The organism is Aeromonas sp. 604443 (assembly GCF_049170315.1).
Lineage (GTDB): Bacteria > Pseudomonadota > Gammaproteobacteria > Enterobacterales > Aeromonadaceae > Aeromonas > Aeromonas veronii_A.
Map to the genome: position 1 here is coordinate 202,302 of NZ_JAAKMI010000005.1, position 22,431 is coordinate 224,732.

The window sequence follows — 22,431 nt, forward strand, 5'->3', positions numbered from 1 at the left end:
CCGGCAAGCAACTGCCGGGCGTTTTTATTTGCGCAAAGAGCGAGCTACCGCCCCTCATTACTTGGCGATGGCGCGTGCCTGGGTCAGCCAGTCGTTCACCAGCGCCTCGTGGCCCTTGAGCCAGGCGTCGGTGTGACGCTCCACGTCCGCCGGCTTGTTCTGCCCCTTGTTCATCAGGCCGTTCTGCACGTTGATGTCATTAAGCGGCAGCTTGACGATGGAGAACAGCCTGGCGGCTGCCGGGTTGGCCTCGGCGAACTGCTTGTTGGCCACTATATGCATGGTGTTGACCGGGAAGCCATAGTTCTTGCCGTTCGGCAGCCGGGTCTTGGCCGCATCAGGGCCATCGGCGGGCACCTCCAGCCACACCACGTCCTTGCCTGGCACCAGCTCGCTGCTGAGCCAGTAGGGGGTCCAGGTGTAGTAGAGCACCGGCTTGCCGGCCTGGTAACGGGCACGAGTATCGGCGATCAGCGCCGCGTAATTGCCCTGCTTGTGGGTGACGGTCGGGGTCAGGCCAAAGCCGGCCAGATGACGGTTGATCGCCTCTTCGCAGCCCCAGCCCGGGTTGCAGCCCACCAGATCGGCCTTGCCGTCGCCATCGCCGTCAAACAGCGCCGCCAGCTTGGGATCCTTGAGCTGACCCAGGTTGGTGATGCCGTACTGGGTCGCGGTCTGCTTGTCGATGAGATAGCCCTGGGCGGCCCCGGCCACATAGGTGCCCTCACGGAAGAACACCTTGTCGCCGCCAGCCTGTTCGTACTTGTTGTTTTGCAGCGGTATCCAGTTGAAGGCGAGGAAGGTGCCATCCCCCTGCGCCACCGAGGCGTAGGCCACGTTGTAATCCACCTCCTGAGCCGGCTGGACGTCATAGCCGAGGCGCGCCATCAGCTTGCTCACCAGCAGGGTCTGAAAGCTCTCCTCCGGCAACGAGCTCTGCAGGGGCTGGACGCGCACGCCCTCCCCCGGCAGCTCGGTGCTGGCCATGGCGAGCGGACCGAGCAGTTGGGAGCTCAACAGCAGGGAACCCAGGGTCAGCGTCTTGGTGATAAGCCTCATGCATTTACTCCTTTGTAATCGATTGACTTGTCGCGGCCGAGCAGGCGCAGCAGCAGGGCGGCGGGGCCGCGTTGATACCAGCGGCCGCTACGGCTGCGATCCGGCTGTCCCATCGCCTGGGTCAGGCGGTCGAGCACGATGGCCAGCAATACGATGCCGAGGCCGCCGATGGAGGCGAGCCCCATGTCGAGCCGGCCGATGCCGCGCAGCACCATCTGGCCGAGGCCCCCCACCGCGATCATGGAGGCGATCACCACCATGGAGAGTGCCAGCATCAGGGTCTGGTTGACCCCGGCCATGATGGTGGGCATGGCGAGCGGCAGTTGTACCTTGAACAGCAGCTGGGAGGGGCTGGCACCGAACGAGTGAGCCGCCTCCACCAGATCCGCGGGTACCTGGCGAATGCCCAGCATGGTGAGCCGGATCATCGGCGGCAGCGCAAAGATGACGGTCACCACCACCCCGGGCACGTTGCCGATGCCGAACAGCATGACGATGGGGATGAGGTAGACGAAGGCCGGCGTGGTCTGCATCGCATCCAGCAGCGGCCGGGTCCAGCGCGACAGTCGCTCGCTCCTCGCCAGCAGGATGCCGACCGGCAGCCCGATCAGCACGCAGAAGAACAGCGAGGTCAGCACCAGCGACAGGGTCACCATGGCATCGGACCAGGCGCCGATCAGCCCCACCACTACCAGTGAGAACAGGGTACCCAGCGCCATGCGACCGTTCACCAGTTGCCAGGCGATCAGGGTCAGCAGGCCGATCATCAGGGTGGAGGGCACCGTCTGCAACAGATGGGTCATGCCGCCCAGCGCCAGCTCCACCGGTGCACGGATCAGCTGAAACACGGGACGCAGGTTGTCGACCAGCCAGCCGATGCCGCCCTCGACCCAGCTATCCAGCGGCACCAGCGCCTGCTGGAAGGGATCCAGCCAGTCGACGGCGGCGGTAGTGTCGACCGCCTCGATCTGGTTCTGCCAGTCGGTCGCCTCAGTGTCGGTACTGCCCCAGGGATCGGCAACCTCGGTGGCGGCCGCACTGGCCCCCCAGGGGTCGACCGCAGCCTCATCGGCACGCAGGGAGGGGCTCGCCAGCAGCACCAGGGCCAGCAGCCCGCTCAGTAAAAAATGGGGATTCATCCGCTTCATGCCGGGGTACTCCTGTCCAGGGTGTTCAGCAGGTTGGCCTTGGAGATGAGGCCCAGGTAAGTGCCATCCTCCTCGACCACGGGCACCTGACAGGGGGCGGCCGCCACCTGGCTGATCAGTTCGTTGAGAGCGGTGTCCGCCAGAATGGGCTGGATGTCCGCCAGCAGCGCCTGCTCCAGGCGGCCTTTGGCCCTGACCGCCTGACCGAGCGACTCCACCGAGACGACCCCGATGAAGCGGCGCCGGCGATCCACCACGTAACCGAACTCCCGCTCCTGCTCCTTGAGCTGGCGCAAGGCGTTGCCCGGCCCGTCGGTGGTGTGTTTCTTGATGAGCGGCATCTGCTTGCGGCTGGCCACGTCGCGGGCGCTGAACACGTTGGCCAGATCCACCCCGCGAAAGAAGGCGCGCACATAGTCGTTGGCGGGCTGGTTGAGGATCTCGTCCGGGGTGCCGACCTGCACCAGCTGGCCGTCCTGCATGATGGCGATGCGATCGCCGATGCGCATCGCCTCGTCCAGATCGTGAGAGATGAAGACGATGGTGCGCTGCTGGCTGGCCTGCAGCTTGAGCAGCTCGTCCTGCATCTCGGTGCGGATCAGCGGATCCAGCGCCGAAAAAGCCTCGTCCATCAGCAAGATGTCGGGGTCGTTGGCCAGCGCCCGGGCCAGGCCGACCCGCTGCTTCATGCCGCCGGAGAGGGAATCGGGGAAAGCATCGATCCACTGACCCAGCCCCACCTTATGGAGCGCCTGGCGGGCGCTCTGCTGGCGCTCCGCCAGCGGCACACCGGCCAGCTCCAGCCCGAAGGCGGTGTTTTCAAGCACGCTCAGGTGCGGCATCAGGGCGAAGGACTGGAATACCATGCTGATCTTCTTGCGCCGTACCTGACGCAGCTCGCTGTCGGAAATGGCGGCGATGTCCTCGCCATCGATCAGTACCTGGCCGCGGGTCGGCTCGATCAGCCGGTTGAAGAGACGCACCAGGGTGGATTTGCCCGAGCCGGAGAGGCCCATCACCACGAAGATCTCCCCTTCGTCGATGGCCAGATTGACATCCTGGACCCCCAGGGTCTGCCCGGTTTTTTGCAGGATGCTGGCGCGGTCATGCCCTTTCGCCAGCAATTTGAACGCTTTTTCCGGCTGATCGCCGAAGATTTTGTAGAGTGATTTAACCTCGAGTTTGACTGTCATACTGTCCTTTTTTCATGGTCGACATCTTGGTGATTAACCTGCCGAACGCGAGCCAACTGCTTTTTACACTAAGCAATAAACACCCAAAACAAAAGGACCAATAGAGTCCCCAAAGGCAAACCACAAAATAAACAATTGATTTTAAAAAGTTATTTTTATCAATAAAAACCGAACAAAGCCTGGTCTTATCCATAAAATCTTCCATATAAAACGAAGATGCACTGGGAAAAATCATTCAAAAACAATCAAAAAAGCGCAAGAAAATGCAGGTTAATGACGGTAACTGTGTGACGCGCCATCCAGATAATCAACAGCGACCAAATGATTACACATCTAACTATTTATTGGTCACAATGAGGACAGATTGGGGGACAAGAAAAGGAGCAGAGGAGGGGCAGAGCAGAGGATGAAGGTGCGTTCACACGCCGCGATGAGATCGCCCTGCCACCTCTGGACAATCGGCCTGCTGGCACGGAGCTTCTGGCAAATAGCCCGTGCGAAAAAAGCCCCTTGTGCAACACAAGGGGCTATCAGCCAGAGCGGTAACGCCCGTCAACGCCGCTGCCAGGTTTCGAAACAGTAGAAGTGGGGATTCTTCTCGTCAGGCTGATGTGACTCGCGCTCGATGCACGACCAGTCGCCCTCGTCGAAGGCCGGAAAGCGGGTATCACCCTCCACCGCCAGATCGATGCGGGTCAGATAGAGCCTGTCGGCCCGTGGCAGCAGCTGGCCGTAGAGATGACCGCCTCCGATCACCATCAGCTCGGCCACGTCACTGCCTGCCAACAGCGCCAGCGCCGCCTCGACGGAGCTCACCACCTCAATGCCCTCGGCCTGATAGTCGGGATTGCGGCTGATCACCAGATTGCGCCGTCCGGGCAGCGGTCGACCGATGGATTCGAAGGTCTTGCGCCCCATCAATACCGGTTTACCGAGGGTGACACGCTTGAAGTGAGCCAGATCGGCAGGCAGATGCCAGGGCATCTGGTTGTCCTTGCCTATCACCCTGTCGTGGGCCATGGCGGCAATCATGGAAATCTTCATGGGGCCTCTCACCGTCTGTCAGATTATGGGGCGGTTACGGTACACGACCAGAGAGGGGATCGCCAAACCGAAACTGAGGGCACCGACGATAAAGAGCGCCTTGAGGCCATTCTCCACCGCACTCTGGATCAACTCCATGGTCACGCCGTTGATGTTGAGCTCTACCACCGCAATCATGGTCTTGAAGGCATAACTGCCCGGGATCATCGGAATGATGGAGGCAACGCTGAACACCGGACGCGGCGCCAGCAGACGGCGCGACCAGTAGACGCAGACAAAGCCGACCGTGGTGGCCGCCGCCAGCGTCGCCCACTCGATGGGCATACCATAGTGGATCAGCAAGGTACGCAGGCTGTGGGCCAGCGCGCCGCCCATGGCGCAATACTTCAGCATCCGTGGTGGCACGTTGAACAGCATGGCAAACCCCACCGCCGGGATGGAGGACCAGAAGGCATCCTTGGCCAGTAGCCAGAGCAAATCCATCATACTTTCCACCCCCAGATCCCGGTGACCGACATGGCCAAAATGATACCTATGGCGGCACTGATGGTCAGCAGGGTTGCAGTCCCCCAGCGGGCCAAGCCCATGTTGAAGTAGCCCTTCACCATATCTGAGACCGCATTGATCAGCGGAAAGCCCGGCACCAGCAACAGCACGCTGGCCGCCATGGCGAGATAGGGCTGGTCACCCCAGTTGAAGAAGGTGGCGCTGGAGGAGAGCAAGGTGGCGATAAAGCCGGTTACAGCAAAGTTGATGAGCGGACTGTGATGATGGCGGGCCATCAGCTGGCGCACCCGCATCGCGACGGCAGACGAGAAGCAGGTCACCAGGAAGATGGGCCAATCACCACCAAACAGCAGACTAAAGGCTCCACAGGAGAGCCCTACCATGGGCACCACCAGCCAGGGGTGATAATGGAAGGGGACAATGGCCTCGAGGCGCTGGCGCACTTCCCGTGCGCCGATCAGCTCTTTCTCCGCCATGATGCAGATCCGCTGGATTTCGCACACCACCTGCATGTTGATGCCATGTTCGCGCACCCGCCGGGTAGTGGTAACACAGCCCCCCTGATAGAGGCTGGTGAGCACGATGGCACTGGAAGAGATGGCCATCTCGACACTCTCCAGCCCCAGCGCCATCCCCAGTCGCACCGTGGTCTGTTCGATGATCCGGCTCTCCGCCCCGAACTGGGCCAACAACTGACCCACCTTGACGATAATGCGGGTGATCTCTGTCTGTTGCTCCCGCGACAACACCCGTCTTGGTGTGATACTTCTCATAATCCCTTCGAGTCGTAGCAATAAAAATTTCGGCCATATTAGCCTAACTTTTACCGTTATTCATCCACCTCAATCACAACCTGACTAATAATTTATTACAAGAAGGAGAAAAGAGATTACATCACAAATACATTACGACTAACATTAAAAACCATAACAATCAGGTCGTCAGCAATTCCCTTTATTATGACCTCACCGATTTGGCTGAAATATCAACCAAGGAGTTTCTTGCAGATTATTTACGACGTCGATAGTCCGCCAGACGGATTATTTTACCACTGCCATCGTTTTCAGGCGGAGGCTCTCCCTCTTCTCTGAACTGGATCATTTCGCTGCGCATCAGATAAAAGGATTCCCGCATCATGTTGGCAATCCGGATACAGCTGTCTAGATTGTTTTTAGCCAGCCGACGCTGACCATCAATCTTGAACTGCAATCCGCGCAGACGGCGCTGCTGATCGGGGCTAGCCCGGGCCATCAACTGGTCGATCTGCTGCTCCAGGATCGCATCCAGCCGGGAAGGCTCTCTCGCGGCCAACTCCTTCAGGGTGTCAAAATCAGGCAACTCCATATGCCCTCCTCGGCGACTCTTGCTGGCTCCACAACTTGAGGAATCAGCCATATAAAACTTTATATACGACCGAGCGGCAAAGAGCTCACCACACCACTCAGGTAATCGTTATTAAAATGGCAACCATGATGAAAATCATCCATTGAAATAACATGCAGAAACAAACATTTGCTTAAAAAAGAAAGAGCATGCAAAACACTTAGACATTTTAGGCTGCTTTTTTATGTTTTTTATTTCCAATAAAAGCCGGGATAAATTAATTTTGCTTCATTCGACTCTTTATCATCCATAAAATGACCAGTAGCTCCTTCCGACGGTTTAACATATCTCACTGATTATGTTATTTTAATTGCCACTTTTATCGGACATTCAAGAGCAGACCATGAGCAAGGCAAAAATCGGTATCGTCACCGTCAGCGATCGCGCCAGCGCGGGTATCTATGAAGACCTCTCCGGCAAGGCCATCATCGACACCCTGAACGCCTATCTGACATCGGAGTGGGAACCTGTCTATCAGGTGATCCCCGATGAACAGGATCAGATTGAAGCGACCCTGATCCGGCTGGCGGATGAAGAGCAGTGTTGTCTCATCGTCACCACAGGCGGCACCGGCCCGGCCAAGCGGGATGTCACGCCGGAAGCGACCGAAGCGGTGTGTGATCGCATGATGCCGGGCTTTGGCGAGCTGATGCGGGCCGAATCCCTCAAGTTTGTGCCGACCGCCATTCTGTCGCGCCAGACTGCCGGGCTGCGCGACGATACCCTGATCGTCAATCTGCCGGGCAAGCCCAAATCGATCCGCGAGTGTCTGGATGCAGTATTCCCCGCCATCCCCTACTGCATCGATTTGATGGAAGGGCCGTATCTTGAGTGCGATGAAACTGTCATCAAGCCATTTCGGCCGAAAAAATAGCAAAGCCGACCATAAAAAATAATGGCGAGCCACGGCTCGCCATTATTTTTAGCTCATCTGTTTGCGCAGACAAAATGCATCGATTATTTACGGCCGAATACTTTTACGCCCGCTTTGCTGCGCTCTGAATTACCGTACACTTCGATCTTTTTCACACAACGACGCGAACCCAGTGATTTCCACTCGGTCTCTTTATCACTGCTCATCTCCCGATCGAAGCGAATGGTTTTGGTACGATCACCACCATAGGTCACCACCACCCGATCCAGGGTCAAATCACGTTCCGCCTTCACCTTGATATATTTGGTCTGACGGCAAATCACCAAAGGAATTGTCGCACCATGATCACCGGCCCCCAGCAAAATAGTCCGCCCCAGCGTGAACTGATCATCGCCAGCATGGCTGGCTGACGCCACCACCAGCAAGACACCACCCAGCAGGGTGCGCGCGGAAAAACGGGAATTCCAGATAGACATCAGGGACATAACACCTCCAATAAAAAACGGAGTGCAATAATACGGGCCGAACCATAACGGAAGCTGTACCCGAACGCGCATTTGCGGCGAAAGAGGGGCGATTGCCTGAGAAAATGGAGGAATTTGCCGGTAAAAATGTGAAGGGCCGCATATTGCGGCCCTGACTGCATATGAGCGCTCAACGCTCCATGATCTGGGTCACATCTTCTTTATTGATCATCACCTCACGCCCTTCATGATCGTAATAGCGATACATACCGGTACTCTCGTCCAGCTTGGGCTTGCTCTCTGTGGTGATCATCTTGCCATCCTTGGTGCTCATGATGTATTGGGAGCTGCATGCTACCAGCCCCAGGGCGCACACCAGGATCATCATCAGTTTTTTCATAGGCGCACTCTTCTCCTTTCACCCTCACCACGAGGGTGTCATATCCAGCCTACTCCAATCCGGCAGGCAGTCGGAAACTTGCACAATAAAGTGAGATCACCATCAAAAATCAGTTACTTGCGACCACCCGGTTTGCCACTGCTACCGGTACCGGAACCACAGCCAAGTGCCAGCCGATCTGCCGCGGCTCTGGCCTGCACCAGACCATAGCCATAGCTGTTGTCCCGTCCGACAGCCCCCAGATCCTGGGTGCTGCTGCGCAGGGTCTGGCGCAGTTGATCATTGCTGCACTCCAGCCGCTGTGACCAGGCCAGGGTGGCGACCCCGACCACATGAGGGGTCGCCATCGAGGTACCGCTGTAGCTGGCGTAACCACTCGGCACGGTCGACAGCACAGCAACACCGGGGGCCGCCAGCTCCACCTGATCGTTGCGTTGCGAGAAATAAGCCAACTGCTTGCTGCCATCGATAGCAGCCACGCTCACCACACTGCTGTAAGAGGCGGGATAGGACTTGCTGGTGTTGCCCGCATTGCCCGCCGCCGCCACACTCAACACATTCTGGCTGTAAGCCTGATTGAACGCCTGCTCTTCCGTCTTGCTGGGCACATTGCCCCCTAGGCTCATATTGATGACCATGCGAGTAAAGCCACGACTGCTCATCCCCTGCTTGCAGGCATTGAGAGCCCCCACCAGGTTGGAGGTATAGGCCCAGCCGTTGGCGCCAAACACCTTGATGATGTGCAGCGGGACACTCTGATTCGGCAAGACACCGACCACGCCTATGTCGTTCCCCCCAATGGCAGCTATGGTGCCTGCCACGTGGGTGCCGTGACCGTTTTCGTCACTGCTCCAGCTGCCTGTACCTGCGTTGTCACTACCCTGCACCTGCGCCCCATGGGGCAGATCCGGGTGATTGCCGCTATAGCCAGAGTCAATGATGCACACCAGCACCTCTCCGGCCATACCATCGCTCAGTTGTGGCGCCTGTACCATGGGAATGCCATAAGGCAGGGTCTCGGCACTGGCATAACGCTTGGCATCCGGCTCCACCCACAGAACGTTGGGGTTGCGCGCCAGCGCTGTCGCTGCAGCAGCTGGCAACCAGAGCGCCAGCGCATGCTGCTCGGGCAGTTGCAGGGCCAGCTCGCCCCCCATCCCTTTGCTTTGGGCCAGCACAGCGGCCTCCGCCCCCGGCTTGAGTTGCACCAGATAACGAGCCCGTTCGGCAGCCATTACCCCCTGTGCCAGTACGCCTGCCACCAGCAGGCCTGTCCATATCCGTCTCATCAGCCACTCCTTCCATCGACCTGATAGCCACCAGCAAAGTGTAGTGGCAGGCTGGCGCAGGTCCGAGCGGATACAAAAAGGCCGGACATCTGTCCGGCCTCTTCTTTCAAGCGCAAGAGCGCAATCATGACTTGGCGGGCTGGCGCTCACCGGTCACGGTCGGGTTCTTGGGATCGGAACTCCACTCATACCAACCGCCGTCGTAGACGCTGATCCGTTTCCAGTCCATCAGCCAGGCGTAGAAGAAGGCCTCGGAGGCGCGCCAGCCGGTACCGCAGTAGAACGCAGCCTGCTGGGTTGGCTCGATGTTCCACTGGTCCCACATGGCGAGGATCTCGCGGGCCGGCTTCATGGTGCCGTCCGGGTTGTGGAAGTCGCTCATGCTGTTGGCATCCACCCCACCGTGACCCCATTTGGCCCCCGGGATATCGCCCTTCGGCTTGATGTAGCTGTAACCTGAGGTGTTGCCGACAAACTCGTCCCAGGTACGCACGCTGACCAGTGCGCTATCGGGCTGCTTGAGCAGCTCTTTCGCCTGACTTAACGTGGTGTAGTACTCGGGGTGAGCGGGAATGGCCACGCCAAACTCCTTCACCGGCTCATATTTGTTGGGCAGACCCGTTTCGGTACGCAGGTGCTGGATAAACCAGGCATCCAGACCACCGTCCAGCAGGCGTACATCTTTCACCCCCGCATACATCATCAGGTGCGCGGCACGGGCAGCCGCCATGGTGTTTCGACCATAGAGGATGACGGTGGTGTCGTGACGGATGCCGTTATCCAGCAGCAGCTTCTTGAGCGCTTCGTCAGAGACCTTGTTCCACAGCGGCTCCTCTTCGAGGCTGTTGGTATCGATATAACCGGCCCCCGGGATGTGGCTGATGAGGTAGGCCTTGGGTGAACCCCAATCCACTTCAAACAGCTTCCAGTCACCCTTGGGCGCAGCGGCAACCGGCTTGCCCTCTTGCAGGTCCGCCAACCAGCGCGGATAGACCAGCTGCTGCCAGCGTGCCAGCGACTCGCGCGGTGCGGCTTGCCACCCTTGCAGCTCGAACAGCTGCTTGATCCCCTGCTTGCGCAGCAGACGGGCCACCTCGGCCACTTCGCGGGACGCACCGTAGAGGGCAACCGGACGATCGGCCTTCAGCCCCTTGATCTCGAGCGCCTTTGGCCACTCTTCATCGCTGTATTTCCACTCGGCTGAGAGGTTCTCGGCGCCCGCCACATGGCCGCCCTGCTTCTCCCCTTCCATCGGCCACCCCTGATAGAAGTAGCTGGCGCGGGTATCCAGGATGACAGCCTGTTTGGCCTTGGCATCGGCCAGCGAGAGCGGTGGCAACTCCCCTGCCACGGCGGGCAGGGCACACCAGAGCAGTAAGGTCGCCAGCGCGGCCTGCAGGAAGCGAAGATGTCGTTTCATGGTGATTTCTCGATTCATAGTGAACAAGGTTAAAAAATGGAGCGACCCAGCCGCTCGGCCAGCAGCTCCAGCGCCGCCGTGCCCGCCAGCGAGTTGCCGGCTTTGTTGAGCTCCGGCGACCAGACACAGACGCAGAGCTCGCCCGGGATCAGGGCGATGATACCGCCGCCGACACCCGATTTGCCCGGCATGCCGACCCGATAGGCAAAATCGCCCGCCTCGTCATAGAGGCCACAGGTGGCGAGCAGGGCGTTGACCTGCTTGGTGGTGCGGGCGGGCAGCAGCGGCACGCTCTCGCCCAATGGCACACCACGGTTGGCCAGATAGATGAATGCCCGCGCCAGATCGACGCAGCTCATGCGAATGGCACAGGCATTGAAGTAGCTTTGCAGCACCTTGTCCACTTCGTTTTCGAAGTTGCCATAGGCCTTCATCAGATAGGCGATGGCGGCGTTGCGGGCAGAGTGCTGATATTCGGAGCGAGCGACCACTTGATCCGCCATGATGGCCGGATTGCCGGAAAGACGGCGCACCAGCTCTAGGGTACGCTGACGCGGCGCAGTGAGGCGGGTCTCCAGCAGATCGCTCACCACCAGCGCCCCGGCATTGATAAAGGGGTTGCGGGGGATCCCCTGCTCGAACTCGAGCTGCACCAGCGAGTTGAAGGGCTGGCCGGAGGGCTCCTTGCCAACCCGGGCCCAAATCTCCTCCTCCTGATAGAGGGTGAGTGCCAGGGTCAGGCTCAGGGCCTTGGAGATACTCTGGATGGAGAAGGGTTCAAAAGCGTCACCGGCGGTGAACAGCTCCCCCTCGACGGTACAGACTGCGATACCAAGCCGATCGGCCGGTACCTGAGCCAGTGCCGGAATGTAGTCGGCCACCTTGCCTTGTCCCAGCAACGGGCGCACCTCTTCAAGGATGCTGGCCAGTAATTCGGATGACAACACCATAAGCAATAAGCGATTCCATGACTAAAACAGCGGTGGAGATCCCATCCCCACTGACAAAAATCCCGCCAGCGGCGGGATTTTTCAGTTACCCACAACAAGGCGCCAGATGCGGCAGCCTTGTATCAGGCCGGTTCACCGTACCAGAGGTCGAACAGCTCGGTAACGACCACGGCTTCCATCCCCTTGCCTTCCAGCCAGGATTTGACGGCAGCGCGGTCTTCTTCGGTACACTTGCCCAGTTGCTGGGTGCAGATCATCCCTTCCCAGGCCAGGTGACCGGAGCCGGCAAAAGCCAGTTTACGGGGTTCAACAACCTCATCGATCATCGCATCGACTACCGCATCGATGGTCTCTTCGGCAGTGCCGACCGGGAAGTTGAAACTGATGTCGAAACCCATTTCCTGGAATTCATCGACGCGCAGTTTCTTGCGCAGGCGGCGGCTACGATTGGCCATGATAGCTCCTCAAGTTAGTTGATACGCTAGGTGTGTTGACGTGCCAGCTTAGCTGACACGCTTGAAAATCAGATCCCAAACCCCGTGGCCGAGACGGTGGCCACGTTGTTCAAATTTGGTCAGCGGACGCCAGTCCGGACGAGGCACCCAGTTGCCGGTGGCAGAGGTATTCTCGTAACCCTCGGCGGCGCTCATCACTTCCAGCATGTGCTCGGCATAGTTTTCCCAGTCGGTCGCCATGTGGAACACGCCACCGATGGCCAGCTTCTGGCGAATATCCTGGGCAAACGCAGGCTGTACAATGCGACGCTTGTGGTGACGGCTCTTGTGCCAGGGATCCGGGAAGAAGAGCTGCAGGCAGGAGAGTGAACCGTTCGGGATCATGTGCTCCAGCACTTCCACCGCATCGTGGCAGATCACCTTCAGATTGGTGACTCCCGCTTCCTGAGCGGTACCCAGACAGGCACCCACGCCCGGGGAGTGCACTTCAATGCCGATGAAGTTCTTCTCGGGGGCATTCTTGGCCATCTCCACCAGAGAGGCGCCCATGCCAAAGCCGATCTCCAGCACCACAGGTGCTTCACGGCCAAACAGTGCGACCAGATCGAGCTGCTTTGGCTCGAAATCGATGCCCATGACCGGCCAGAGCTCTTCCAGGGCCTTCTCCTGCCCTTTGGTCAGGCGGCCTTCGCGACGGACAAAGCTGCGGATCTTGCGCATGAACTTGCCGTCTTCGTTAAATACATCTTGGGTCACAGGCATAATGGTCTCGTTATTTCATCAATCCGGGTAATACATCTTGTGTCCGATCCCTAGCGGGACCGCTCGCGGCTCGGCATTTCATCGACCCGCGAAAACAGGGGAGCGAATTATCCCAAGATAGGCCCAAGGCGCAAGTGTTTCGCGAAACAAATCCCTCATCTCTCTCCATTTCATTGACAACAGTTGACAAATGCCGACCCGTTCACAGAATCGGTCACGCGTCGAGTACATGCTGCCTGCGCAAATAAAACCATACACAACAAAGGATTGCAGTATGAAATACAGAGCATTGGCGTTTGCCATCACCACTTTGCTTGCGGGATGCGACACATCAACAAATGACTCACAAACCCCTGCTGCCGCCGAGCAGGCCTATGAGTATCTGGTGCAGTTGAGCTCAACCGCAGAAGGGATTGGCGCGCGCCCCACGGGGACAGAGGCAGAAACTCGTGCCGCGGCATGGATCCAGGACCATCTGACCGGTTGGGGCTACGATGTGCAACGCCAACCCTTCACCTACACCAAAAGCGGCGCCAGTAAAAACTCCCAAAACCTGATCGCTGAGCTCAAGGGCACAAGTGACAAGGTGATCCTGATCGGCGCCCACTACGACAGTACGGGCGACAAGAAAGGTTCTGAAGGAGCCACCGACAACGGCGCTGGCGTAGCAGCCCTGCTGGCAGTGGCTGAGGCGCTTAAAGGACAAACCTTGCCCTACACGGTTCGCTTTGCATTCTTCGGGGCGGAGGAGAACGGTCTCAACGGCTCCAAAGCCTATGCCGCCAGCCTCGACAGCACCGCCGTCGCCAAGCTGCTGGCGATGGTGAACTACGACACCATCGCCGGGGGCGACATCGTCTACGTCCACTCAGCCCACTCGGACGTCGCCGAATACAACTGCACAGATCCGAGCCGCTACAGCTTCGATCCCAAGGTGCGGGATCGCCTGCTTACCCTCTCCAAACAGACTGCGACCCCGTTTGCCATTCATCCCAGCTACAGCGGTTATCCGGAAGGGGAGACTGGCAGCTGGTCAGATCACGCTCCCTTTGCCTGCCTGGGGGTGCCGATCGCCTACGTTGAAGCGACCAACTTCACCATCAACGGCGCTGATGGCTATGACGGCTACTCCCAAAGCACCAATCCAGCGCTGTGGGACTGCTATGACGCCACCACCAAGAGCGCCTGCGATCGTGACAGCGAAACCCAGTGGGGAAAAATCTGGCACACCCAGTACGACCGCCTCGACAAGATGGCGGAACTATTCCCTGGCAGAGTAGAAAGCCAACTTGGCGCCAACACCGACCTGATGATCCGCTTCCTCAAGGAACCGGGTTTGTAAGGTCAGTTGCTTGTCCACAAAACAAGATCGCCCTAACTCATTTCAATTCATGGGAGCCACACGGGCAGGTAAAATTCGGGCAGGTGCCAAACCTGCCCTTTTTTGGCGATTTTTGTGACAATCATTGCCTCATTTCTGAAATCTGATACAAACGGATAACCTGGCGGTCGAATGGAGCGACCGCCCACATGCCGAGAGAATTGTCTATGCAGCCGTTTTTTGCCCAGCGCTTCGAGAAGGTTGAACCTTCCTTTATCCGTGAAATCCTCAAAGTTGCCGCCAATCCGGAGATCATCTCCTTCGCCGGTGGCCTGCCCAATCCCCACCTGTTTCCGGTCAAGGCGATCGATCAGGCCTGTCAGGATGTGCTGCGCGAACAGGGGGCTGCTGCCCTGCAATATGCGGCGACCGAAGGCTTCGCCCCGCTGCGCCAATATATTGCCGACCGCTATCTGGCCCGCCACGGCATGCAGATCAATCCGGACAACATCCTCATCACCAGCGGCTCCCAGCAGGCGCTGGATCTGCTGGGCAAGGTGCTGATCGACGAGGGTCAGGATCTCATCATCGAAGAGCCGGGTTACCTTGGCGCCATTCAGGCCTTTTCTGTCTACCAGCCCACCTTCAAGCCGATCACCCTTGAAGAAGAGGGTCTGGATCTGGCGGCGCTGGATGCGCTGCTGGCAAGCGGCTCCAATGCCAAACTGCTCTACGGCGTGCCCAACTTCCAGAACCCGAGCGGAGTCTCCTACAGCCGCGCTAACCGCGAGGCACTGGCCGAGCGACTGGTGCGCCACGAGCTGTTGATGGTGGAAGATGATCCCTATGGCGAGCTGCGCTTCGAGGGCGAGCATCTGCCCCCCATTGCCAAGTTGGCACCAAACAATACCGTGCTGCTCGGCTCCTTCTCCAAGACCGTAGTGCCCGCCTTCCGTCTGGGCTGGATGGTGATGCCGGAGTGGCTGCGCAAGAAGGTGACCATCGCCAAGCAAGCGACCGATCTGCACAGCAACGCCTTCAGCCAGCAGGTGCTGCACCGCTTCCTGACCGACAACTCCCTCGACGCTCACCTGGAGAAGATCAAGGAGGTCTATGGCCGCCAGCGCGCTGCCATGGAGGCCGCGTTGGCCCGTCACTGCCCGCCCGGCGTCAGCTACACCCGACCGGAAGGGGGCATGTTCCTCTGGCTGACTCTGCCAGCCCACATCAGTGCCATGGCGCTGTTTGACGAGGCGATCAAGGAGAAGGTAGCCTTCGTGCCCGGCGCCCCCTTCTATGTACGCCCCGAAATCAAGAACACCCTGCGCCTGAGCTTCTCCTGCGTCGATGAGGCGACCATCGAGGAGGGGGTCAAGCGGCTGGCCCGCGCCCTCCAGCGGATGCTCTGAACGCCCAAGCCAAACCGTATTAACAAAAAACCAGCGAGCGCTCGCTGGTTTTTTTTATGCTCCCCATTCACCCGTTCAGCCAAACAGGGTCTTGCAAAACTGCTTCATCGGAATGGGGCGGCCGTAGCGATATCCTTGCAGATAGTCAACGTGGCGCGCCCGCAGGTAGTCCGCCTGCGACTGCTTCTCGACCCCCTCCGCGATCAGGATCAATTCAAGTCGCTTCGCCAGATCAATCACGTTTTCAACGATATGGCTGGAGAGTGCATCCGTGCCGATCATCTCTACAAAGCTCCGATCAATCTTGAGTGCATCGACCTGAAACTGTTGCAGATAGGTGAGACTGGAGTGACCGGTGCCAAAATCATCGATAGAGATCAACACGCCCAGTTTGCGCAATTCGGCAAACATCCGGGCGGTTGTCTCATCGGCCACCAGCAGCTCCCGCTCGGTCAGCTCCAGCCCCAAATCAACGGGATTGTCCTTAAACGCGTCGAGAAACGCCTTGCAGTCAGTCAACAGGTCGAGATCTTGAAAGTGTTTGGCGCTGATATTGAAGCAAAAATGAAACTTTGCCGGCAACTGGCGGGCATAAGGGGAGAAGTGATCGCGCACCTGAGCCATCAACAAGCTGGTCATGGGCACGATCAGCCCGCTATCTTCCGCCAGCGGGATAAAGCGATCCGGCGAGATCATCCCCTGCTTGGGATGCTGCCAGCGCATCAGCACCTCACAGCCACGCCACTGCTCATCCTCACCGGAGACCACCGGCTGCAGGTAGGGGATAAACTCCTCCTCGATCAACGCCCGCTTGAGCTCCTCCGCTGGTGAGCTGCTACGCCCCATCAGCCTGAAGGTGCCGAATCCAATCAGCAGCGCCAGCAGTGGAGAGAGGATCAAGGTATCTCTGGAGTAGCGCCATGCGTGGCTCAAGTAATCATGCACCGTGATCCGGGTGACGACCTGATAGGGGAAATCGGCCGAAGCGAGGGCAATATAACCCTCTTCTGCCGGAGAGGGCGCCGCCCCGAACTGACCTGAGCCAAACAGTGCCCTCTGCCCCACCACCAGAGCCATCGGGGAGTTCTTGCTGGAGATCTCCAGGGTATTGCGCAGGTAGTAGCCATCCACACCGATCAGCACACTCCCCTTGTCCGTTTCGTGGCGCAGCACGATCAGGGGGCGATCCGGTGTGACCTCATTGCCTGGCAGCAGTTGCAGCCTGCCATCCACATAACTGTCAGGGTTGAAGGGGCCATCGTAGTCACCATAGAGCGAGGTGCAATAGATACGATTTCCTATAGCCAGATTGGCAGAGCGGACATCAGGCACAGTGGCCACCTGTTCGCGCAGCAGTTGTGCCGCCTCCTTGCAGGAGTGACCAAGCATCCCCTCCACATTGATGGCCGCTTGCCGGGCATGGCCGATGGAGCGATCAAACATCATCCGGGCATGCTGCAAGCGTGAATCGGAATCATGCTCTATCTCGGTCACTGTCTGCCAGATAACGGCAACAACCCCCAGCAGCAGGATCCCGCCCCCCATCAGTAGTGCCACCAGAATCCTCGAGTAAAGCTGGCGAAGTTTCAAACGACGAAATGGCATGGCGGCCTCTTTGATGCTCGGATGGTGGGTGACAGCCCCGGTGGACAGGCGAAAGGGTCGCCATAATAGCGATTGAACAACAAATGTCCACCCGACAAAAATCAATCAATTCAAACTATTGTTCAACAATATGTCGCAAGAAGAGGATAGAGTTAACATCAGTCGAATGAACAAAACGTGTCAAACTCGTCCACTTGTTGAAGGAGGACGACGCCATTAGAGTAGAGCAAACGGCAGCAGGAGCGTGCAACGATGAAGATTCTGATTACCGGAGGAACCGGCTTTATCGGCCGCAAGCTGGTTGCCCATCTCAAGGTCAATCACGAGGTCGTGGTATTGAGCAGGCAGGGGAGCCGCGCCTACTCCCTGCTCGGTCACGATATCAAGGTATTGGATAACCTTGACCGGCTCGATGACCTCAATGACGTGGACGCAGTGATCAATCTGGCGGGTGAACCCATCGCCGCCGGACGCTGGAGCGAATCGCGTAAACAGCTGCTCTGCGACAGCCGCTGGCTGCTGACCGAGCAGCTGGTTGATCTCATCAAGCTCTCCACAACGCCGCCCAAGGTGCTGATCAACGCCTCCGCCATCGGCTGGTATGGCAGACAGGGCACCGAAACCCTCGACGAGCAGTGCCGCTCTCCCAACGACGAGTTCACCCACCAACTCTGCCAACAGTGGGAGACCCTGGCACTGGAAGCACAAAGCAAGCAGACCCGGGTCTGTATCGTGCGGATCGGGCTGGTGCTCGGCATGGATGGGGGAGCGCTACCCAAAATGCTCCCCCCATACCGACTCGGACTCGGCGGCCCCATGGGGTCGGGCAGCCAGATGATGAGCTGGATCCATGTGCAGGATCTGGTGCGCGCCATCCTGTTCATACTGGAGCACGAAGAGTGCAGCGGCATCTTCAACGGCACTGCGCCCCATCCGGTCAGCAACCGGGAGTTCAGCCAGACCCTTGCCACCACGCTGCACCGTCCACACCTCTTCTTCGTCCCGGCGCCGCTGTTGCAACTGGTGATGGGGGAGGCGGCAGATCTGCTGCTGACCGGACAAAAGGTGATACCAGTTCGGCTACAACAGGCCGGTTTCCACTTCAGCTATCCCGAGCTGCCGAGTGCCCTCGCCAATCTGCTGCGCGAGCCCCGCTAACTCACACCTGTTCGCTGCGTCCACTCGTCAGCACCTCGCATAGCAAGCAGCCCGACCAAGGCCGGGCTGCTTGCTTATTGCGGCTGCGCTATTGCACCTTGTGTGTATCGGCTCGCGCTGGCCGGATTACAACAGTCCCTGACCCAGCCCCCGCAGCCGATCGCTCAGGGTGCCAGCCAGCAGCTGGCGCTGCATCCCCTGCCCCGCCAGCGTCACCAACAGCGCCCCCAGAGTCGGCAGGCCAAGCCAGATGGCCCAGTGGAACTGCCACACCCCCTCGAACCACCACCACTGCAGGCCAAAGGAGCAGAGCTCCACCACCATGGCGGCGCAGAGCCCCGCAAGCGCACCACTGGCCACCAGCTCCCAACGCAGCATCTTTTTCAGCAGTTCGCTGCTGGCACCCAGGGTGCGCATCAGCAGCAGTTCGCGCCGACGCTGAGCCATGCTGGCCTGGGTCTGGGTCAGCAGCACCAGCAGCGCGGCCACTGTCACCAGCCCCAGCATCAGCGCCAGTGCCCGGCTCACCTGCTCCGATACCTGAGTGAGCCGCGCAATCAGGTCATCCACATCGATAAGACTCACCGTGGGGTGGCGGCGGATCAACTCCACCTCGGCAGTGCGCCCCGCCTCGGGCAGCCGGTAGCTGCCAAGCCAGGTACGGGAGAAGGGTGCCAGCAGATCCTCGGAGAAGATCATGTAGAAGTTGGGCCGCATATTGTCCCACTTGATGCTGCGCAGACTGGTGACCCTGGCGCCGAAGCTGCGCCCCTCGATAGTAAAGGCGAGCATGTCCCCCAGCTTGATATCGAGTCGCTTGGCCAACTCGCTATCCACCGACACCTCGCCGGACCCGGCAAGCCACTTCCCGGCCACCAGCTTGTTGTCGGTTGGCAGGGTAGCCGTGGTGGTGAAGTTGAGCTCCCGATCTACCCCCTCGCGGCCACTGCTGGCCCCCTCGCCCACCGCCTCACCGGCAATATGGGTCAGCCTGCCGCGCACCATGGGATAGAAATCGGAGGTGGTGGCCCCGGCCGCCGCCAGTTCGCTCAGGATCCCCTCCCTTTCGTTCTCGGCCACATTGACCAGAAAACGGTTGGGTGCATCAACGGGGAGACGGGCCGAAAACTCATCCAGCAGATCGACCCTGGCCGCCCAGAGCAAGCCAAACAGCATCAATGCCAGCGCAAAGCCCGCCAACTGAAACAGGCCGCTGCTGCGCTCGCGCGACAGGTGGGCCAGCGCCAGCCGCAAGGCATGAGGCCCGTTCACTCTTGCTCCCAGCCGCAACATCAGCGCCGCCAGCAGGGCCAGCAGCCCCATCAGCAAGCCCATACCACCCACCAGACCCAGCGCCAGCCGCACATCGGCGGTAAAGCCCCAGACCAGCGCAAACAGCCCGAGCAGACCGACCGGCAGGGCCAGCCAGGGGGGAATCCCCGCCTCCAGCTCGCGACGCAACACCCGTAGCGGCGGCACCTTCAGCAGCCGCAAGAAGGGCACAAAAGCGAGCAGCAGGGTGATAAAGAGCGCCACTGCCACGCCCAGCACAAAGGGGCGCCAAGAGGGGGGCGGCAGATCCGGAGGCAGCAGGTCCCCCAGCAGTTGCAAGGTGATCCACTGCATGGCAGTGCCCGCCACCAGACCCAGCAACGCGCCGATCAGCGTCAACGACAGCAGCAGGGTTCCCATCAGTTGCCAGAGCGAGCGACGGGATGCCCCCAGGGTTTTGAGCAGCGCCACCATATTGGTCTGGCGCTCGGCAAAGTGGCGCACAGCAATCCCCATCGCCAACGCCCCCAGCAATACCCCGCTTAGGGAAGCAAGCCGGAAGAAACGCTCGGCATTGGCCAGCGAGCGGCCGACACGGGATTCGCTGTCATCCGGTTTGATCCACTTCTGTCCGGCCTGCAACTGCGGCAATAGCCACTGTTCGTAACGAGCAAGCGACTCTCGCGGCCCCTTGAACAGATAGCGCCACTGCTGGCGGCTGCCGGGGAGCAGAGCGCCGGTCGCCTCGATATCAGCGCTATGGATCAGCGCACGCGGCGCCAGCAAGAAGGGGCTGAAACCCTGATCCGGTTCCTCGCCAAGCAGACCGGCCACCTTGAGCACCGTATTGCCCACCTCCAGCTCATCCCCCGTTTTGGCCTTAAGCAGCTGCATCACCCGGGCGGAGAGCCAGATCTCGCCGGGGGCCGGGGCGCGGGCAGGTTCCAGAGTGAGCTTGCCATAGAAGGGAAAACCATCGGGCACCGCCCGAATGGAGGCGAGCTGCAACGCATCGCCATGAAACAGCATGCTGTTGAAGCTGACGGTGATCTGCACCGCCAAGCCATCCTGTTTCGCTCGGGCCAGCCAGCCATCCGGCAGAGCAGCGGCAGTGCGCAGCACCCGATCCGCCCCGATAAAGTCGCGGCCTGAGGCCTTGAGTCCGGCATCGAGCCGATCAGCTACCAGCGCCACACTCAAGACGCATGCCACGCTCAGAGCCAGCGCCAGCACAAACCAGCGTAGCTCGCCACTAAAACCTTCCCGGCGAAGCAGCCGCCATCCCAATCGCCACTGCATCATCCCTGGCATCTCCCGCCTGATCCGCTGCTCACCCCGTTACACCACATCATGGGCCACCTCGAGATCCAGTCTGCCCGCCGTCATGACCAGTTGCCGCTGGCAACGCTCGGCCAGCTGATGATCATGGGTCACTACCACTAGCGTGGTGCCGTGCTTGCGATTGAGTTCAAACAGCAGCTCGATCACCTTCTCGCCGGTCTTGCTGTCGAGGTTGCCGGTCGGCTCGTCTGCCAGCAGCAGGCTGGGACGGGTCATAAAGGCGCGAGCGATGGCCACTCGCTGCTGCTCGCCGCCAGAGAGCCGTGGCGGCAGATGGTGCAACCGCTCGCCAAGCCCGACAGCCGCCAACAGCTCGCGGGCCCTCGGCTCGCAGTGGCGCTCGCCACGCAGCTCGGCAGGCAGCATCACATTCTCCAGCGCAGTCATGGTCGGGAGCAGCAGAAACGACTGGAACACAAAACCGATCTGTTCGGCGCGCAATCGGGCCCGCCCCTCTTCATCCAGCTCGCCAAGGGATTTGCCGAGGATTTCTATATCCCCCTGACTCGGCAGATCGAGTCCTGCCAGCAATCCCAGCAGGGTGGACTTGCCGGAGCCTGAGGCGCCGACCAGGGCCACCGTCTCGCCGCTATTGACTTGCAGATCGATCCCTTCAAGGATGGTGAGGCTTTCCTGGCCGAGGCGAACCGATTTGCCGAGGCCCTTGACGACAATAATGGGGGTTGAACTCATGCTCTGTATCCTTTGTTCCAATCCCTTGATGACAATCCATAGCGGGAGTTGAATTGATGGTGCGTATTCTGTTTGCCTTGTTGGTTGGCCTCGGCAGCCTGCTCTCGTCGGCTCAGGCCCAGACCCTGCTGGTGCTGGGAGACAGCCTGAGCGCCGGCTATCAGATGCAGGTTGAGCAGAGCTGGCCTGCCCTGCTCAACCAGAAATGGCAGGAAGAGGGGGGCAAACACACCCTGCTCAATGCCAGCATCAGCGGTGAAACGACACAAGGGGCGCTGGCCCGTCTGCCCGCTCTGCTGAAGGAGCACAAACCGGACTGGCTGCTGATCGAACTGGGGGGCAACGATGGCCTGCGTGGCTTCGCACCGACCATTACCCGCCAAAATCTGGCCAGCATGATCGCGCTCGCCAAGGAGCTGCAGACCCGTGTGGTGTTGACCCAAATCCAGCTGCCCCGCAACTACGGTGCCCGCTATCTGCGCCAGTTCGAACAGATCTTTCCCGAGCTGGCTCAAGCTAACGATCTGCCGCTGCTGCCCTTCTTTATGGATGATATTGCGCTGCGCCCTGAACTTATGATGAACGATGGTATTCATCCCACCCCGGCGGCCCAGCCCAAGATCCGCGACAAGGTAGCCGGTTTTATTGAGCCCCTTATGGAGCCATAAGAAACATCTCCCCCTG

22 protein-coding genes are annotated in these 22,431 nt (G+C 59.5%); 5 read left to right on the top strand and 17 right to left on the bottom strand.

The window, feature by feature from the left end; translation table 11 throughout:
• Positions 1 to 57: 57 nt before the first annotated feature.
• From proX to G5380_RS09935, 7 genes are all read right to left on the bottom strand, one after another.
• Positions 58 to 1,059, bottom strand: coding sequence for a glycine betaine/L-proline ABC transporter substrate-binding protein ProX (gene proX, locus G5380_RS09905; RefSeq protein ID WP_421352698.1), 1,002 nt, complete (start codon positions 1,057 to 1,059; stop codon positions 58 to 60).
• Positions 1,056 to 2,207, bottom strand: a complete 1,152-nt coding sequence (gene proW, locus G5380_RS09910; protein ID WP_216978160.1) for a glycine betaine/L-proline ABC transporter permease ProW — start codon at positions 2,205 to 2,207, stop codon at positions 1,056 to 1,058. The genes proX and proW overlap by 4 nt, the downstream gene beginning before the upstream one ends.
• Positions 2,204 to 3,400, bottom strand: coding sequence for a glycine betaine/L-proline ABC transporter ATP-binding protein ProV (gene proV / locus G5380_RS09915; RefSeq protein ID WP_421352699.1), 1,197 nt, complete (start codon positions 3,398 to 3,400; stop codon positions 2,204 to 2,206). The genes proW and proV overlap by 4 nt, the downstream gene beginning before the upstream one ends.
• 552 nt (positions 3,401 to 3,952) lie before the next feature.
• Complete coding sequence (gene folA / locus G5380_RS09920; protein WP_421352700.1) at positions 3,953 to 4,444, bottom strand: type 3 dihydrofolate reductase; 492 nt, start codon at positions 4,442 to 4,444, stop codon at positions 3,953 to 3,955.
• A gap of 18 nt (positions 4,445 to 4,462) precedes the next feature.
• Positions 4,463 to 4,930 (bottom strand): threonine/serine exporter family protein, encoded by a 468-nt coding sequence (locus G5380_RS09925; RefSeq protein WP_026035076.1) that lies wholly within the window; start codon positions 4,928 to 4,930, stop codon positions 4,463 to 4,465.
• Positions 4,927 to 5,724 carry a threonine/serine exporter family protein gene (locus G5380_RS09930; RefSeq protein ID WP_421352701.1) on the bottom strand — a complete coding sequence of 266 codons (798 nt, stop codon included), beginning with the start codon at positions 5,722 to 5,724 and terminating at the stop codon, positions 4,927 to 4,929. Before G5380_RS09930 ends, G5380_RS09925 begins: the two co-directional genes overlap by 4 nt.
• 235 nt (positions 5,725 to 5,959) lie before the next feature.
• Positions 5,960 to 6,295 (bottom strand): DUF3135 domain-containing protein, encoded by a 336-nt coding sequence (locus tag G5380_RS09935; protein ID WP_421205075.1) that lies wholly within the window; start codon positions 6,293 to 6,295, stop codon positions 5,960 to 5,962.
• A 382-nt stretch (positions 6,296 to 6,677) separates the two neighbouring features.
• On the opposite strand from G5380_RS09935, the gene mog reads away from it, so the two are divergent.
• The gene (gene mog / locus G5380_RS09940) at positions 6,678 to 7,208 is read left to right on the top strand and encodes a molybdopterin adenylyltransferase (protein ID WP_005354170.1); all 531 of its coding nucleotides are present in this window, start codon (positions 6,678 to 6,680) and stop codon (positions 7,206 to 7,208) included.
• 83 nt (positions 7,209 to 7,291) lie between these two features.
• Here the strand turns inward: mog and G5380_RS09945 are convergent, their stop codons facing one another.
• The 7 genes from G5380_RS09945 to trmB all read right to left on the bottom strand — a co-directional run bounded on the left by G5380_RS09945 (position 7,292) and on the right by trmB (position 12,948).
• Positions 7,292 to 7,693 carry a DUF2541 family protein gene (locus G5380_RS09945; RefSeq protein WP_129503427.1) on the bottom strand — a complete coding sequence of 134 codons (402 nt, stop codon included), beginning with the start codon at positions 7,691 to 7,693 and terminating at the stop codon, positions 7,292 to 7,294.
• 169 nt (positions 7,694 to 7,862) lie between these two features.
• Complete coding sequence (locus tag G5380_RS09950; RefSeq protein WP_129503426.1) at positions 7,863 to 8,072, bottom strand: YgdI/YgdR family lipoprotein; 210 nt, start codon at positions 8,070 to 8,072, stop codon at positions 7,863 to 7,865.
• A gap of 113 nt (positions 8,073 to 8,185) precedes the next feature.
• On the bottom strand, positions 8,186 to 9,361 hold the full coding sequence (locus G5380_RS09955; RefSeq protein ID WP_421352702.1) for a S8 family peptidase: 1,176 nt from the start codon (positions 9,359 to 9,361) through the stop codon (positions 8,186 to 8,188).
• A gap of 124 nt (positions 9,362 to 9,485) precedes the next feature.
• Positions 9,486 to 10,781, bottom strand: coding sequence for a sulfurtransferase (locus G5380_RS09960; protein WP_421352703.1), 1,296 nt, complete (start codon positions 10,779 to 10,781; stop codon positions 9,486 to 9,488).
• A gap of 29 nt (positions 10,782 to 10,810) precedes the next feature.
• Complete coding sequence (gene glsB, locus G5380_RS09965; RefSeq protein WP_005348151.1) at positions 10,811 to 11,731, bottom strand: glutaminase B; 921 nt, start codon at positions 11,729 to 11,731, stop codon at positions 10,811 to 10,813.
• A gap of 122 nt (positions 11,732 to 11,853) precedes the next feature.
• On the bottom strand, positions 11,854 to 12,186 hold the full coding sequence (locus G5380_RS09970) for a YggL family protein (protein WP_005348158.1): 333 nt from the start codon (positions 12,184 to 12,186) through the stop codon (positions 11,854 to 11,856).
• A gap of 48 nt (positions 12,187 to 12,234) precedes the next feature.
• Positions 12,235 to 12,948, bottom strand: coding sequence for a tRNA (guanosine(46)-N7)-methyltransferase TrmB (trmB, locus tag G5380_RS09975; RefSeq protein WP_005335228.1), 714 nt, complete (start codon positions 12,946 to 12,948; stop codon positions 12,235 to 12,237).
• Positions 12,949 to 13,222: 274 nt separating this feature from the next.
• Between trmB and G5380_RS09980 the strand changes: the two genes are divergently transcribed.
• Both G5380_RS09980 and G5380_RS09985 read left to right on the top strand, forming a co-directional pair.
• Complete coding sequence (locus G5380_RS09980) at positions 13,223 to 14,290, top strand: M28 family metallopeptidase (RefSeq protein WP_144714311.1); 1,068 nt, start codon at positions 13,223 to 13,225, stop codon at positions 14,288 to 14,290.
• 206 nt (positions 14,291 to 14,496) lie between these two features.
• Entirely contained in the window at positions 14,497 to 15,678 is a 1,182-nt protein-coding gene (locus G5380_RS09985) for a PLP-dependent aminotransferase family protein (RefSeq protein ID WP_005354174.1), read from the top strand.
• Between the two features lie 75 nt (positions 15,679 to 15,753).
• On the opposite strand, the gene G5380_RS09990 is transcribed toward G5380_RS09985, so the two are convergent.
• Positions 15,754 to 17,283: an EAL domain-containing protein gene (locus G5380_RS09990; RefSeq protein ID WP_421352704.1), complete on the bottom strand. Its 1,530-nt coding sequence runs from the start codon at positions 17,281 to 17,283 to the stop codon at positions 15,754 to 15,756.
• 252 nt (positions 17,284 to 17,535) lie between these two features.
• On the opposite strand from G5380_RS09990, the gene G5380_RS09995 reads away from it, so the two are divergent.
• Positions 17,536 to 18,441 carry a TIGR01777 family oxidoreductase gene (locus G5380_RS09995; RefSeq protein WP_216953000.1) on the top strand — a complete coding sequence of 302 codons (906 nt, stop codon included), beginning with the start codon at positions 17,536 to 17,538 and terminating at the stop codon, positions 18,439 to 18,441.
• A gap of 126 nt (positions 18,442 to 18,567) precedes the next feature.
• Here the strand turns inward: G5380_RS09995 and G5380_RS10000 are convergent, their stop codons facing one another.
• A complete protein-coding gene (locus tag G5380_RS10000; RefSeq protein ID WP_421352705.1) occupies positions 18,568 to 21,015 on the bottom strand; it encodes an ABC transporter permease in 2,448 nt (815 codons plus the stop codon).
• Positions 21,016 to 21,051: 36 nt separating this feature from the next.
• Complete coding sequence (locus G5380_RS10005) at positions 21,052 to 21,747, bottom strand: ABC transporter ATP-binding protein (RefSeq protein WP_216952998.1); 696 nt, start codon at positions 21,745 to 21,747, stop codon at positions 21,052 to 21,054.
• A 56-nt stretch (positions 21,748 to 21,803) separates the two neighbouring features.
• Between G5380_RS10005 and G5380_RS10010 the strand changes: the two genes are divergently transcribed.
• Positions 21,804 to 22,415 (top strand): arylesterase, encoded by a 612-nt coding sequence (locus G5380_RS10010; RefSeq protein WP_421352706.1) that lies wholly within the window; start codon positions 21,804 to 21,806, stop codon positions 22,413 to 22,415.
• Positions 22,416 to 22,431 lie beyond the last annotated feature (16 nt).